This window comes from Vibrio sp. 1457, assembly GCF_033340195.1.
In the GTDB taxonomy this organism is placed as follows: domain Bacteria; phylum Pseudomonadota; class Gammaproteobacteria; order Enterobacterales; family Vibrionaceae; genus Vibrio; species Vibrio alginolyticus.
In genome coordinates, this window is record NZ_JAWOWA010000002.1 from 74,913 (window position 1) to 88,446 (window position 13,534).

Genomic DNA, 13,534 nt, shown 5'->3' on the forward strand with positions numbered 1-13,534 from the left:
ATTTGTAGTACCAACGACTGAGTTATGCAGACGTGGGAATAATAAAGAGTAAAGGTAGATGATGAAAAAAACTCTATTAGCAGTGGCGCTACTTGGCGCATCTTCTGCGGCAATGGCGGATTCTTGGATTTACGGTGGTGCAACAGTAGGTCAGTCTGACTACAAAGGTGAAACGGACACATCATACTCTGTTCACGTTGGTACAGGCATTCTACCTATCATTGGTGTTGAAGCTGGTGTAACACAACACGGTGAGTTCAACGTAAATGGTCAAGACACTAAGCTAACTTCTTACTACGCAGCACTTAAGCCAAGCATCGACTTCGGTCCGCTACACGTGTACGCAAAAGGTGGTTTCCATCAGTGGGACAAAAAAGTGAAAGGCGGCAAAGACGATGACGATTTGGACCTAATGTACGGTGTGGGTGCTGAGTACTTCATTTTTGGCCCAATGTCTGTTGGTGCTAGCTACATGAACTACACTGCTGGTAAAGACGATATCAGCACGTTCTCTGTTAACGCAACACTACATTTCCTATAAGCGTCAAGCTTTCTAACACCATATGAAACACACCGGCTTTATGTCGGTGTTTTTTTGTCTGGAAGTCACAAAACAAAAGTTGAACATAAATTATTCACTTTTAGAGTCTTAAAATGCCTATGCTTTCCAATATATAGTGGCGATTAAATGCGCATATTTGCGTAATGTTTCGCTTAGGAATCGATCAGGAAGGGATAGTATGAAAAAACACTCTCGTTATTCGCTCTAACGTTGTGCTCAACGTCAGCAATGGCTGACTCTTGGATTTACGCTGGTGGTCAAATTGGTCAGTCCGATATCGACAGCGAAAATGATACAACTTATGGTATTCATGTCGGTACTGGTATTTTGCCATTCATTGGCATTGAAGCAGGCTACTTTAACCACGGCAAAGTGGATTTATCTTTGAGTGGCAGCAGGGGTAGTGCTGATTTTGATTCATTCTATTTAGCGGCGAAACCTAGTATCGACTTCGGCCCGTTACACGTTTACGCAAAAGGCGGCATCAATGCATTCAACGTTGATTATGACGGCGGACTGAGAAACTTAGACAAAGATGATGGCGTCTCTTACATGTATGGTGTTGGTGCCGAATACTTCTTGCTTGACAATGTGTCTGTGGGCGCGAGTTATCAAGCGTTTGGCGTGGATATTGAAGGCGATAGCGATACCGTTAGCAGCGTAACAGGGAACATCACCTTCCATTTCTTATAACGCTCGCTGGATGAAAGGTTTGCTGATTTGGTTTCGTCGTTAATTGTGAAACCAAATCAGCGCAGGTCTTCTCTATTTGCGCTGTGACTGGCTATGAACTTAAGTCTTTCTTGTGTCTTTTCTAGTCTACAACCTACGACAAAATCAATCGTTAGACCTCATAATTTTTGTGTTGATATTATTCCCCCTTCATCTGTCTCGAATTGAGCTTAAAATGCAATAAATCACGACTTTTTGCAAAAATATGTGATTGCTGCTAAAATTTGTCCCGCTTTAAAACTTTAGAGTTCAAATTAATGGAGGGCGGTATTGGAGTTCTTCTCACCTGAGGGGCGTTTCAAATTCACGTTAAATTTGTATTTATGGATAATGCATTTAAAAAATATAGTATTGATACAACCGATTATCAGGTTGGACAGGATAACGTTCAAAAGTGGGGATTCGATATACATAACCCGGTTTTTGGCATTAGTGCGGGGCTCGTTGTTTTCTGTCTGATTTCACTTCTTCTTGTTGAGCCAACCACTGCTCGTGACGTATTAAACGGTCTAAAAAACGGAATTATCGAACAGTTTGATGCGTTTTTTATGTGGTCGACAAACTTCTTCTTATTGTTCGCCGTTGCTCTTCTTTTTTCTCCGCTAGGTAAAATCCGCTTAGGTGGCAAAGAAGCAACGCCGGATCACTCAACCGTTTCTTGGTTGTCGATGCTTTTCGCCGCGGGTATGGGTATTGGTCTTCTGTTCTGGAGTGTGGCTGAGCCGACCGCGTATTTCACTGATTGGTGGGGAATGCCACTTAACGCAGTACCATACACCGAAGAAGCAAAATCCCTTGCGATGGGTGCCACTATGTTCCACTGGGGTGTGCATGGTTGGAGTATTTACGCACTCGTTGCACTAGCATTAGCGTTTTTTGCCTTTAACAAAGGTTTACCACTTTCATTGCGCGCGGCGTTCTATCCAATTTTTGGTGACCGTGCATGGGGTTGGTTAGGTCACGTTATTGATATCCTTGCCGTTTTGTCGACGCTATTTGGTCTTGCAACGTCGCTAGGTCTAGGTGCTCAGCAGGCGACCAGTGGTATTAACCATGTCTTTGGTCTAGAAGGCGGCATTGGTACACAAATGATTGTGATCACCTTCGTTACCTTTATCGCGGTGTTATCAGTGATTCGTGGCATTGATGGTGGTGTTAAGCTACTGAGTAACGTCAATATGGTGGTTGCGTTTGCGCTGCTTATTTTCATTACCTTCATCACGTTTGATACGGCGTGGAGCTCGCTACGCGACACAACAATGGCTTACATTGAAAATATTATTCCATTGAGTAACCCTCACGGTCGTGAAGATGAAACTTGGATGCACGGCTGGACGGTATTCTACTGGGCTTGGTGGGTATCTTGGTCACCGTTTGTTGGTATGTTTATCGCGCGTGTGTCTAAAGGTCGTACGGTTCGAGAATTCTTATTCGCAGTCATCGTTATTCCTACAGTTGTTACTTTGATTTGGATGTCTGTGTTTGGTGGTATCGCGCTTGACCAAGTGGTGAATAAAGTTGGTGAGCTAGGTGCAAATGGCCTAACTGATATTTCATTGACTCTGTTCCATGTTTACGATGCGCTTCCGTACAGCTCAGTGATTTCAATGCTTTCTATCGTGCTGATTCTGGTATTCTTTATTACATCGTCAGACTCTGGCTCGCTGGTTATCGATAGTATTACCGCCGGTGGTAAGATTGATGCACCAGTACCGCAACGCATTTTCTGGGCGTGTATTGAAGGTGCAATTGCAGCCGTAATGCTTTGGGTTGGTGGTAAAGAAGCCCTGCAAGCATTGCAATCAGGCGTTGTTGCAACAGGATTACCGTTTACTTTTGTTCTGCTGTTGATGTGTGTCAGTTTGGTGAAAGGGTTAAGAACTGAACTGCCAGCTTACAAATAAATACAACGCGATCCATGATTGAGTTTAAATGCCGAGCCTTATGTGCTCGGCATTTTTTATTTCTACTTTTCTTTTCCAATAATTTCGTTACAGTTTAGGCTTATTTCCACCTCATTAAACTGCATTATGTCACTGGCTAAACTCATTCTTATTCGTGGACTTCCGGGTTCAGGTAAAACAACCTTAGCAAAACAACTGGCAATAGAGCTTGGTGCTAAGCATTTTGAAGCTGACATGTATTTTGAAAATGATGAAGGTGATTATCACTTTGAACCGGTTCAATTACCTCAAGCGCATGAGTGGTGTTTTCAGCAAACTAGAAAGTGGTTGAACAAAGGGAAAGTCGTGATTGTGAGCAATACGTTTGTTCGACATTGGGAGATGAAGCGTTACATGGACTACTGCATGAAGAAGCGCATCGAGGTGGAAATTAAAGTGTGTCACGGAGCGTATCAAAGCATTCATGACGTGCCACCAGCGACGATAGAAAAGATGCGCCGCCAGTGGCAAGAGTGACTGTTACCAGAACCGGAAGCTATTGACCTCGTCCGTCAATCATCACAACGAATGTTTTGCTCATGATTGAAAGGTCCATTGAAATCCAAGAGTAAAACGAACCTAAGCTTAGTGCGTAACTGTGGTCAAACCCAACTTTGCGTCTTACATCTTCAATGCATGCATCATAGCCTTGGTTAACCTGAGCTAAGCCTGTGATACCTGGTAACACGCCATATGTGCGCTCTACAAAATAGGGGATTTCATCTTCCAATTTCTGGTAGAAAGCTGGGCGTTCTGGGCGCGGTCCAATCATCGACATTTCACCTCTCAACACATTAAACAGTTGAGGTAGTTCATCTAAACGCGTTTTGCGTAAAAAGCGTCCTACTGGCGTGATGCGGGGATCATTTTCAGTTGCCCATACTGCGCCAGAGCGTTGCTCTGCATCAATATACATGGTGCGAAACTTCATGATTTGAAAAAGATCCATTTTTTCTGGTGTACAGCGCCCAACACGCAGTTGACGATAGATCACTGGGCCTTTCGATGTGATTTTTATAGCTAGCGCGATAAATGGGAATAGCGGTGCAGTGACGAGCAAAATAAACATTGCAACCAGTACATCAAACGTTCTTTTCGCGTGGCATACATTTGAATCGTAGCGTGAGTTTTTCATGATGCTTTCCTTATTGGTTGACGCGTTTCCAACGTCCATTTTCCATTCCGAGTAAATACTTCATACCGCCGATAAAGTTGGCGAGATGACCAATGACGATGTAGCTAATCAGCTTAAAAGGTTTAATTGTGTTAAGTGCTGGCATCAAGTAAGTGATAAGCGCGATGCTATAAATACCAACTTGTGCGGACAGCATTACTTGAAACAGCGGATTGTGTGCCAGTAGTAGTGAGCAAATAAAGCAAACAATCATCAAATAGGGTGTTGCTAAGCGCAGAACCTTTCCCGATAGAAATGCAAAGGCAGTGCCACGATAACGAGGTAGCAGTAATTTCTTTAATTGCATGAGCTGCTGCATGTTACCCGCTGAAATTCTTAGGCGCCGCTTGAAATCTGCGTTGTCTGAGCTCTGTTCTAGTTCAAGAGCCAGCATGTTTGGCTCGTAAATAGCGCTATAGCCTCGCAAAACGATTCTCATAGGGAGAATAAAGTCGTCATTAATGGTGCTAACTTCCAGTGGTTCAAATAAGTGAGTTCTGAAAGTGTAAAACGCACCGTGGGAACCAATCGTTGAACCTAACAAAGATTCTTGGTGCTTTACTCGAGACTGGTATTGCCAATACGCCGCTTCACCTTGGTTATCAGTGCTCATTATTTGATATGTTGCGTTAACCACTCCAACGTTCTCATTTTGATAATGCTGACTAGCTAGCAATAGAGAATCGCAAGAAATCAATGCCGACGTGTCACTCAGTGCGGTAATGTCCGAGCTAACATGACGCATTTCTTCGTTGAGTAGGGCAACTTTACCGCGATTGACTTGGTGATCATTAATAATGAACAGAGTATCAGAGCAGATTGCTTCTTGAATTGTCGCTTGAGCAATCTCGGCTGTGTTATCTGTGCAGCCATCACATGCGATCACTACTCTTAATTTATCCCTCGGGTAGTCTAGGCTCGCAAGGTTACGGATCTTCTCTGCTATCCATTGTTCTTCATTGTAGGCGGGCACGATGACAGTAATAGAGGGTAGCTGGCTGTCTGTTTTGGAGGCTTTGTAAGCTCGCTCTACAAATGGTGCTTTGGTTTCGTCTTGCTGTTTTAAAGGAAGCCACTTAAGGAGCAGTGGGTACCCAACGTGATGATAGACAATCAAAAACGCGGATAAACCAAACCCTATAATCCAAAGTAAATCATTCATAGCTAGCCTCCTTGGCCAAACGTGAGTAGCGACTCACCATGTCTCTGATATCAAAGTGTTTGAGAATAAAAGTTCGAGGAGAATGGTGTGATGATTCCAGTTGCTGTGATAACGCTTCGGCCAACGAAAACACGCGATTTGCTTCAACCAGTGTGCTGTTGTTCGGACAGAGCGTCTCTTTCACGCCGCCAACATCCGTCGCGACGCAAGGAATGTCACATGCTTGAGCCTCGAGGGTTGAGAGAGGAAATCCCTCTTGAAGTGATGGTAAGCAAAACAAGTCTAGGCTTTGGTAAAAGCTGGGCATATCGTCGACCAAGCCTAAAAAAGTTACTCGATCTTCAAGTTTTAACGTTCTAACTTGTGCTTCCAATTGAGCTCGCTGAGAACCATCTCCAGCAATGGCTAGGTGTGTGTTTGGCGTAAGATGAGAGAATGCTTCGATAAGCACTTTATGGCCTTTAACTGCTTCTAGACGCCCGGCAACGCCAATCACGATTTTGTCGGTTGGAAGTTCAAACAAGTGTCTTGTTGCCGTTTGGTCACCGCTTTTAAACTTCTGACAGTCAATCCCGTTATGGATAGTACAAATTTTGCGATACTTTAACTTAGTCTGTATTTGATGGGCGACAAAGTTAGCATCGGCAACTACTTGCGGGCGAATCATCGTTAGCAAAAGGGACTGTAGTCGAGCTGATTTTTTGTTATTAAGGTGCCATGCGTCGTGCTCGGTATGAATCACTACAGGTACGTGCGCTAAACGTGCAGCAATACCACCATACAGAAGTGGGCCGATATGATGGGTGTGGACCACGTCAGGCTTAAGTCCTTTGAGCATGGAAGTCAGCGTACTGATGGTTTTTCCGCTGAATCCAGGTTTCTTATTAAGAAAGTGCAGTTGGCCTTGGTAGGGCAATAGTTTTTGCCAGCCTTGTAGTGCATGTTCTTTGCTTCCTTCTAAGCTCACGACAAAAACGGAATGGTTTGGCTGCGCAAAACGAAGCATTTCTAGTACGAGCGTTTCTAAACCACCAGGAGCTAAGTGTTGCACGACGTGTAATATCACTTTTTTGCTGTGCTTAGTGTTATTGTGTTTTTGTCTGAATTCCATTTTCAAACCCTCGTTGAGTTCTTTGTTTATTTAGGAGTTGCAGACTGCGTGCCAAAAAATTAATCATTTAAAAACAATAAGTTAATATTGATGCTTGTGAGACTTTATGTTTATTCTCAATTTGAGATTCATATTAGTGGACATGCTATGAGGCTGTATAAGGCAGTAGTAAAAGAAAAGCACTCGCAGACCGAGTGCTTGTAAATGAGTTCTTATGGCGGTTAGTTTCCGTACACTACGTTAGGTAAAGTGGTGATGACAGGAACACCAAGGTGTTTTTCTAATGCTCTTTTAGAGCGGATAGAGTTATCGGCTAACTCAAGTATCGTCGCTAATCCAATGCCTAAACCAGCGCCACCAATAAATCCTAAAATGACAAATACAAAACTAGGTAAGTTAGTTGGAATCGTTGGCGTGAACGGTTCATCAATGATTTTTACGCGCTTATTCTCTTCAAACTCTCCCAAAGAGCCTGTTAGTTGGGCCATCTCATAGCGTTCGACGAGTTCGTCATACATTTCTCTCTTCACTGCGACGTCACGAGCTAAGCGGTTGATTTCTGTTGCCGTGCTCCCAAATTGGTGCGCATTTCGCTCTAATTCTTGGATCATGTCTCGCAAGCTGTTGGTTTCTTCCGTAAGTGCTTCAAAACGTCCGCGCATCATTTGTAATTGATGTAGTTGGGAGACAAGTAGAGGCTGTGCTTCGCCAAGACTGTTTACTGTGGTATTGCTCGCGATATCCCATAGTTGAGCACTGTTTAGTTCTGGTTGTTTAGAGTTCAAGAGTACCGAGCGTTCCTGCTCCAACCGGTTTAATTCTCGCAACTTACCTTGCACTAAACTATGCGCCTCTGTGTATTTAGCGCGAAGCAGGGTAAGTTCACTACGAATGTCGATGATTTGCTCTTCCAGTTTACCGATAACCGGGTTCGTTTTGGATAGTTGTTGATCCAAACTGCCTAGACTTCGTGAAACACCAGCAAGCTCCGCCTCCTTTTCGGCTAGCGTTTGTTTGAGGCTAGCAAGGCGAGTAAGGCTTTGAGCTTGCATTTCGGGCGTCGCGTCTGAGTAAGTATTTTTATACTCTGCAAAGGCTTGCTCTGCCTTGTCTAGTTCTTCCCTGCGTTTGTTGATATGGATAGTCAAAAAATGGCTCGAATCTTTAATCGAAGAACGCTCAGGAGCCAAAAGCTGTTCGACAAAATGCTCTCTGACAGACAGCAGCATCGACTCCATTCCTTCTGATTTACCACTTTGCAATTGAATTTGAATGAAGTCTTTACCGAGTGGCTGAACAGACAGGCGCGACGCAAGATCTTTTATGATGAACTCTTGCTCTTTTGCACTCATCTCGTCATTGATCAGCGATTGTTCTTTTGCGACAGAATACAAAACGTGTCGGCTTTTTAGCAGAGTACTGAGTGCGCTCAATCGGTCTTTAAGCATTGTTGAGACGGCAAGGTCTTGAAGGAACGGGTTCATTTTCGCTGTCTCTTGAATAAGCATGCTGGTATGAGCAACATAAGTCGTCGGAACCAGTTTACTTACGATGAAACCCAGCACAGGCAATACAAGCATAGGAATAACGATCATGTAGCGACGTCTCCAAGCTCCATGTAACAGTACGCTGAGGTTTTCTCTTAAATCGTTCATAGCGCCCTCACTAATTTCTCAACTTGGTTGGCTCTTGCTTCCCAGCTTTGCTGTTGAACATATTGCTTTGAGTTTGCTGGGGGTGGGATCAAGTGATCGAGACTGGCACATACGTCTTCTAAATTTTGAACTACATGTAGCATATGCTTGTAGGGCATTAATGCAGGAAACGGTGTGCTGATAACAGGGGTTCCTGTTGCCAAGTACTCAAGAAGTTTAAGCGGATTACATGCCTTGACTTGAGCGTTATCAACAAAGGGCAACCAACTGGCATCCCAGTGTTGGGAGTAACGTGGCAGAGTGTGATGCGCTCTCGGGCCCAGGTAGTATACGTTGCATCTTTGTGGAAGTGGATTATCACTGAACTCGTTAGGGCCGATGAACACGAGATCCCAGTCAGGCGCTTGGTCTGCGACTTGGGCAATTAAGTCGTAGTCTAACCATTCAGACAAACTGCCATAAAAGCCCAGCACTTTGCGACCATTATTAGGAAAATCTTCAGCCTTAGGTGCTGGCTCAGAAAACAGACTAAAGTCGACACCGTGAGGCAAAGTGACGGTTTTACCAGATGGAAATTTGGTGGAGAGTGTTTCGCTTGCCGTAAAGATAACGCTGGCCGCATTAACAAGAGTACGTTCGTGCTTGGCCACCGTGTCGTGGTCAACACCAGCTAAAGCGCTAAAGTCATCGCCACAATAGTAAATCAGTCCACGTGGGTTCATTTCTGCACAAAGATCGGCAGCAGTCGGGAGCGACGTCCAAAATACAGGCTTATCAAAACCAAGAGCTTGTAATTGTTTATTGAGTTGGTGTTTCATCATCTTAGCGGCCACTTTTCTTGCTAATGCAGAACTAGGGGCAGGAATGGTGAGCAAGTTGATGATGTGAATGTTTGGGTTTGTTTCAGAGTCCAATGTTGGCTTGTGTGAGCCTACGTTATGAAATACACGAGTGAGTTTGTTTAACGCACGCTGTATGTCTTTAGAATCCAGCTTAGGTTGACGAAGGCCAATGGAGTTAACCCAAAGGATTCGATGGTTCGCTGCTAGTTGCTTGACAATATGCTGAGTGGAAGAGGGTAACCCACCAAAATCTTCTCCAAATACTACGATGTCCGTCATGTGGCTCTCCTTGAGTCTTGGTTATTTGATTACTAATTAAGTGAGTAATCACAATGCGTGCCAAGGAATTAGCCATTTTAAAACAGTGAGTTATGGGTTTTGTTTATGTTTGAAACTAGGATTTCTCATTTTGACAGTCACTTTGAACAATTCGGCTAACGACAACTGTTAATGCCGCTAGAATGTAAATTGGCCAAGTGAAACCTTGAGTCAGAAACGTACCTGATACGATGGTACCGATAAGCCCACTTAACACGGCGTTTGCACCAACAGAGAGGGTGTAATCTGATTTTGGTGTCAACAATGAGATGGAATGCAAAGAGGTGCGGATCAATGACACAATTAAAGTAATGAACACCGCGAGCCCGACAAAACCCGTTTCTGCTAACACGCCAAACCAAGTGCTATGGACGGCGTGGTTGATACCATCCCAGTGTGGGCTGTAGAAATAGTAATTAAAGTAGAAGTTATCTAGACCTACGCCAGTCAACGGGTGATGCAGCGCCATTTTAAATGCCGCTTCCCACGCATAAAGTCGCCCCATCGCAGAGGCATCTATACCATCCTCAGCGGCTCCCCCCGATTCTCGTCCTGAAATACCAGCGAATGCGTAGAGTACGATCGCTGCGATAGCGCCTAATACCAAGACTAATGTTTTGCTTTTGATGTGTTTAAAAGCAAAGTAGGCAAATACAGACAGTGAACCTAGTAACCCCCCGCGGCTCTGCGTCTCAATGATCGCAAAGAACAAAACCAAACAGGTGATAAGGGCAAAGAGCCTGAGATGCTTGGGGGAATGCTTCTCCATCAATTGACTAACGGTAAAGGCAAGGGGAAACATCAGCACTAGTGCCAAATCGTTAGGATCGCCAAGTACTGAACCTATGGATCGTCCTATCGACACGCGCGTCCCTTCAACCAAATCAATGCCATTCGCAGCGTTTTGTAATGCCACTAAGCCAATCAATAATCCGGCGAAAATAATTGCTTTTGACATCTGTGCGAGCTGTGAAGGTTTAGTAATAAGCCAGGTGATGGCCAACGTCATAATGATGATTTTCCAATAGGTGTTTTTGAACACCGTTATTGCGATATCACGACTGGAAGCGAATATGATTCCGATGATCACCAGACCCCAAAATATACACAGCCACTTTAATGAAGGGTGCCAAAAAGCTGTAATCTGGCGGCTTATAAGAAGGTGAAAAGCGAGTGCGGCGAGTGCCCCCAATGATAACAGTAATGGGATCTTGAAGTTATAGATAACAGGAAAGGCTTCGTGAATACGAAAGAATGAAAAAATAACGAACAGTGTGACAAGCCAAAACGTTTGATTGAGAACAAACAGTAACGCGAGTGGTGCGAAACACAACGCAACAATCAAAATGGGATGAGGCATAACAATCCAAAGCAGGCCGATACAGACTGTAATCGTCAGTGCTGCGATGGACTGTTTTGTTCTCACCTTGGTTTCATTCATAACGAGTATCTCTTCACCTGTCCACGCCGTTTCACTATGTATCGAGTGAGAGCATTGAGCGTCTCTTTACTCATGTAGCGAGTGGCTATCCCTGCCAGCAAACTGCATGTCAAAATGCAAATTGCGATGGCGATTCCTATTGATTGTGAAGAGTGAAGCAGGAACAGTGCCACACCGGATATAATCTGTAATAAAACCATCAGACTGAGGTGAAAAGGCAACGTCATACATTGTTGGCCTACTACATAAGTTAGGCCCAACTTACACAGTTGTGCGTAATAAAGCGCAATGAACACCCCATAAATACCCAGAGAAGATAAGCCAAACAGCAAAGCAATCGCAACGCACGCAGAGACGACATTTATACCCAGTAGCCAGCGAGTACGACGCTTGTACAAAATGGAGATGTTAATCAACTCACTCCATTCTTTTAACATGGCGATAGGTAGCAAGAATAAGCTGAATAGTACCGCCTCATGATAGGTTTCTGGCAGTAAGTAGGTGATCATCACCATTGCTAATGTGCCGACCACTACACTCAAACCTGTAATGTAAATCATACCTAAGTGTGTGATGCGCACTGCTTCAGTGCTCTTGCGCCCTTCTAAGTAGTTAAATCGACGTGGCATCCACCACATGCCAAACGGCTGCACTAAAATACACATGCCCACTGCAAATTTTACCGCTATCGCGTAAATCCCTAACGTCGCAAGAGAAGTGTTGGCACCAATGAACCAGCGTTCAGCGCCATTGAGACAAAATGCTACTAAACCGGCCATCATCATTGGTAGGCAGTAGTTTAGGTATTGTTTTGCCAATGTCAGCTTAGGAAGGGTGACATTGTAACGGTTAACGATGTGCAGCCAAACAAATTGAGTAATAGCAGCCAACAAGCCCCCCCACAAAACAGAAATAACATGGGGATGAACAGACAGCGCCGCGACGATAAAAATGACCTGAAAAATGGTGGTAGTGACCATGACGTTAAGCAGTGTTCTTGCTTTGTCGTCTTGTGTTCTTAACCAGGCAGTGCCGATTGCAATACTGCCTTCTAGAACGATGGCAAACATAACAATAGCAAATTCGACTCGCGTAAAAGGCGCGGGAATGGGGGCGATTAAAATGATAGTGAGCAAGCTAAGAGCGACGACGCCAGCGATGAGTAAAGCAAGTGAGTACAGCTGGTTTAGTAGGCTTGTGCGCGTATTTTGATCCTTTTCAACGCCGACGAATCGATAAAGCGCTTCATGCAAAGCGAAACTGACAAACAAGGTCGTAACAACACCAAAGGTTGTTAGAAGCTCAAGCTTGCCCATTTGTTCTGGTGAGAGAAAGTGGGGCAATACAGGCAGCATGATTAGGCTGATGCTTTTATTGATCACTAAGGCGATAGCAAATAGCGTCATGTTGGTCATTGCTTTAGACATGATCATATCCTTTGATGTCTCGCGGTGTCTTGAGTGTGCAATCATTGTTGGTAGCAATTTCGGCAGCAAGGTGCTGGGCGATTGGCAAATAACAACGTTCGGCTGTGTATAGTTGAGAAACATTAAGTGCTTCGATACCCATCGTTACTTTCATCCACGGCGATTCATTCAAAAGGCGAATTGCGTTGTGTAGCGAAGCCACATTGTTAGGCGTGTATTTAATACAATTTCGGCCGTGAGTTAACACGCGGTCCCAATAACTATCATCATGTGGAATGACGACACACATACCTGCAGCGAGAGCCTCCAAAATAGATAACCCAAAAGGTTCGTTGATACTGGTGGAAACAAACACACCACACTGTGAACGCAATTCATCTAAGTTGTTTGGGCACTCATGCCATTCAACACCTTGTGTGTTGAAGTCCGGTGTTGAATATTCCACACCTGCCACGTTAGGTTTGATGTAACACACGGTGGATTTGATCTTTTTCGACTCATCAAGTGTTAAAGCATCAAGCAAAAGATCGATGTTCTTCCATTTTAGTAAGCTAGCTGCCCAGAAAACGCGGCTTGAAATCGGATTCGCTTGTTTTGGCCAGCGATCTTTCGATAATCCATTAACAAACGTAGATGTATTCAAACCACACCAATAGCGTTCGGTGGCTGGCTTCTCTGTTTTGAGGTAGGCCTGTAATGCTTCTACCATTGATTCGCGGGTGTTTGCCAAGTAGTAAATTGCCGATGCTTTTACTAAGCAGTAGCCAGCAGATCTCGATCGTCCAATAGGGCCATGAACCATCTGTACTACAGGCTTTTTGCTAATTAATCGTAGTAAGTACAAAGGCATATCATTACTTGGGCAAGATAGGCCCAAAAAGCTATCTATTTTTGGCAGCTTCATGCACGCGTAGAGAAGTTGGAGAAAGTAGTAAGCGTTCATCAACCAGTAGGTCAGTCCATGAGTCGAGTTAAATGGTGATGGTTTTATTTTTATAACTTGCACACGCGGTGTATCACTAAGCAGTGACGCCCAATGCTCTGGATTTGTAGTGAGTAGATAACCAATCACGTTCAGCTTATCGCACTGCTTAAGGAGCTCTGCATTCGCGATTTTGGATCCACCTTGCATTGGGATGGCGTCGAACATCAATACACGTTTCATGA

At 44.2% G+C, this 13,534-nt stretch carries 11 protein-coding genes and 1 pseudogene; 4 read left to right on the top strand and 8 right to left on the bottom strand.

Translation table 11 applies throughout. The features are described 5' to 3' along the window. Positions 1–61: 61 nt before the first annotated feature. From R7Z41_RS02225 to R7Z41_RS02240, 4 genes and pseudogenes are all read left to right on the top strand, one after another. Entirely contained in the window at positions 62–541 is a 480-nt protein-coding gene (locus R7Z41_RS02225; RefSeq protein WP_021033871.1) for an outer membrane beta-barrel protein, read from the top strand. Positions 542–751: 210 nt separating this feature from the next. Further along, a pseudogene (locus R7Z41_RS02230) lies at positions 752–1,255 on the top strand (outer membrane beta-barrel protein); the annotation flags it as partial. 362 nt (positions 1,256–1,617) lie between these two features. After that, positions 1,618–3,198: a BCCT family transporter gene (locus tag R7Z41_RS02235; RefSeq protein WP_005377659.1), complete on the top strand. Its 1,581-nt coding sequence runs from the start codon at positions 1,618–1,620 to the stop codon at positions 3,196–3,198. Positions 3,199–3,324: 126 nt separating this feature from the next. Then, entirely contained in the window at positions 3,325–3,714 is a 390-nt protein-coding gene (locus R7Z41_RS02240; RefSeq protein WP_151514762.1) for an AAA family ATPase, read from the top strand. A 19-nt stretch (positions 3,715–3,733) separates the two neighbouring features. Here R7Z41_RS02240 and R7Z41_RS02245 read toward each other — a convergent pair whose 3' ends face one another. The 8 genes from R7Z41_RS02245 to R7Z41_RS02280 all read right to left on the bottom strand — a co-directional run bounded on the left by R7Z41_RS02245 (position 3,734) and on the right by R7Z41_RS02280 (position 13,532). Further along, the gene (locus R7Z41_RS02245; RefSeq protein ID WP_005394228.1) at positions 3,734–4,372 is read right to left on the bottom strand and encodes a sugar transferase; all 639 of its coding nucleotides are present in this window, start codon (positions 4,370–4,372) and stop codon (positions 3,734–3,736) included. 10 nt (positions 4,373–4,382) lie between these two features. Then, a complete protein-coding gene (locus R7Z41_RS02250) occupies positions 4,383–5,573 on the bottom strand; it encodes a glycosyltransferase family 2 protein (protein WP_042522924.1) in 1,191 nt (396 codons plus the stop codon). Further along, on the bottom strand, positions 5,566–6,684 hold the full coding sequence (locus R7Z41_RS02255; RefSeq protein ID WP_195723096.1) for a glycosyltransferase: 1,119 nt from the start codon (positions 6,682–6,684) through the stop codon (positions 5,566–5,568). The genes R7Z41_RS02250 and R7Z41_RS02255 overlap by 8 nt, the downstream gene beginning before the upstream one ends. Before the next feature lie 221 nt (positions 6,685–6,905). After that, on the bottom strand, positions 6,906–8,339 hold the full coding sequence (locus R7Z41_RS02260; RefSeq protein WP_005377649.1) for a GumC family protein: 1,434 nt from the start codon (positions 8,337–8,339) through the stop codon (positions 6,906–6,908). Beyond that, positions 8,336–9,460 carry a glycosyltransferase gene (locus R7Z41_RS02265; RefSeq protein WP_158173879.1) on the bottom strand — a complete coding sequence of 375 codons (1,125 nt, stop codon included), beginning with the start codon at positions 9,458–9,460 and terminating at the stop codon, positions 8,336–8,338. The genes R7Z41_RS02260 and R7Z41_RS02265 overlap by 4 nt, the downstream gene beginning before the upstream one ends. Before the next feature lie 115 nt (positions 9,461–9,575). Continuing rightward, positions 9,576–10,940 carry an O-antigen ligase family protein gene (locus R7Z41_RS02270; protein WP_005377645.1) on the bottom strand — a complete coding sequence of 455 codons (1,365 nt, stop codon included), beginning with the start codon at positions 10,938–10,940 and terminating at the stop codon, positions 9,576–9,578. Further along, positions 10,937–12,367: a lipopolysaccharide biosynthesis protein gene (locus R7Z41_RS02275; RefSeq protein WP_017820656.1), complete on the bottom strand. Its 1,431-nt coding sequence runs from the start codon at positions 12,365–12,367 to the stop codon at positions 10,937–10,939. The genes R7Z41_RS02270 and R7Z41_RS02275 overlap by 4 nt, the downstream gene beginning before the upstream one ends. Next, the gene (locus tag R7Z41_RS02280) at positions 12,360–13,532 is read right to left on the bottom strand and encodes a glycosyltransferase (protein ID WP_017634933.1); all 1,173 of its coding nucleotides are present in this window, start codon (positions 13,530–13,532) and stop codon (positions 12,360–12,362) included. Before R7Z41_RS02280 ends, R7Z41_RS02275 begins: the two co-directional genes overlap by 8 nt. Positions 13,533–13,534 lie beyond the last annotated feature (2 nt).

Excerpts from the sequence above, each read along its gene's own strand:
- R7Z41_RS02225 (WP_021033871.1), top strand. The coding sequence starts at position 62 with ATGAAAAAAACTCTATTAGCAGTGGCGCTACTTGGCGCATCTTCTGCG.
- R7Z41_RS02265 (WP_158173879.1), bottom strand. The coding sequence starts at position 9,460 with ATGACGGACATCGTAGTATTTGGAGAAGATTTTGGTGGGTTACCCTCT.
- R7Z41_RS02275 (WP_017820656.1), bottom strand. The coding sequence starts at position 12,367 with ATGTCTAAAGCAATGACCAACATGACGCTATTTGCTATCGCCTTAGTG.
- R7Z41_RS02240 (WP_151514762.1), top strand. The coding sequence starts at position 3,325 with ATGTCACTGGCTAAACTCATTCTTATTCGTGGACTTCCGGGTTCAGGT.
- R7Z41_RS02235 (WP_005377659.1), top strand. The coding sequence starts at position 1,618 with ATGGATAATGCATTTAAAAAATATAGTATTGATACAACCGATTATCAG.
- R7Z41_RS02270 (WP_005377645.1), bottom strand. The coding sequence starts at position 10,940 with ATGAATGAAACCAAGGTGAGAACAAAACAGTCCATCGCAGCACTGACG.
- R7Z41_RS02245 (WP_005394228.1), bottom strand. The coding sequence starts at position 4,372 with ATGAAAAACTCACGCTACGATTCAAATGTATGCCACGCGAAAAGAACG.
- R7Z41_RS02250 (WP_042522924.1), bottom strand. The coding sequence starts at position 5,573 with ATGAATGATTTACTTTGGATTATAGGGTTTGGTTTATCCGCGTTTTTG.
- R7Z41_RS02280 (WP_017634933.1), bottom strand. The coding sequence starts at position 13,532 with ATGAAACGTGTATTGATGTTCGACGCCATCCCAATGCAAGGTGGATCC.
- R7Z41_RS02255 (WP_195723096.1), bottom strand. The coding sequence starts at position 6,684 with ATGGAATTCAGACAAAAACACAATAACACTAAGCACAGCAAAAAAGTG.
- R7Z41_RS02260 (WP_005377649.1), bottom strand. The coding sequence starts at position 8,339 with ATGAACGATTTAAGAGAAAACCTCAGCGTACTGTTACATGGAGCTTGG.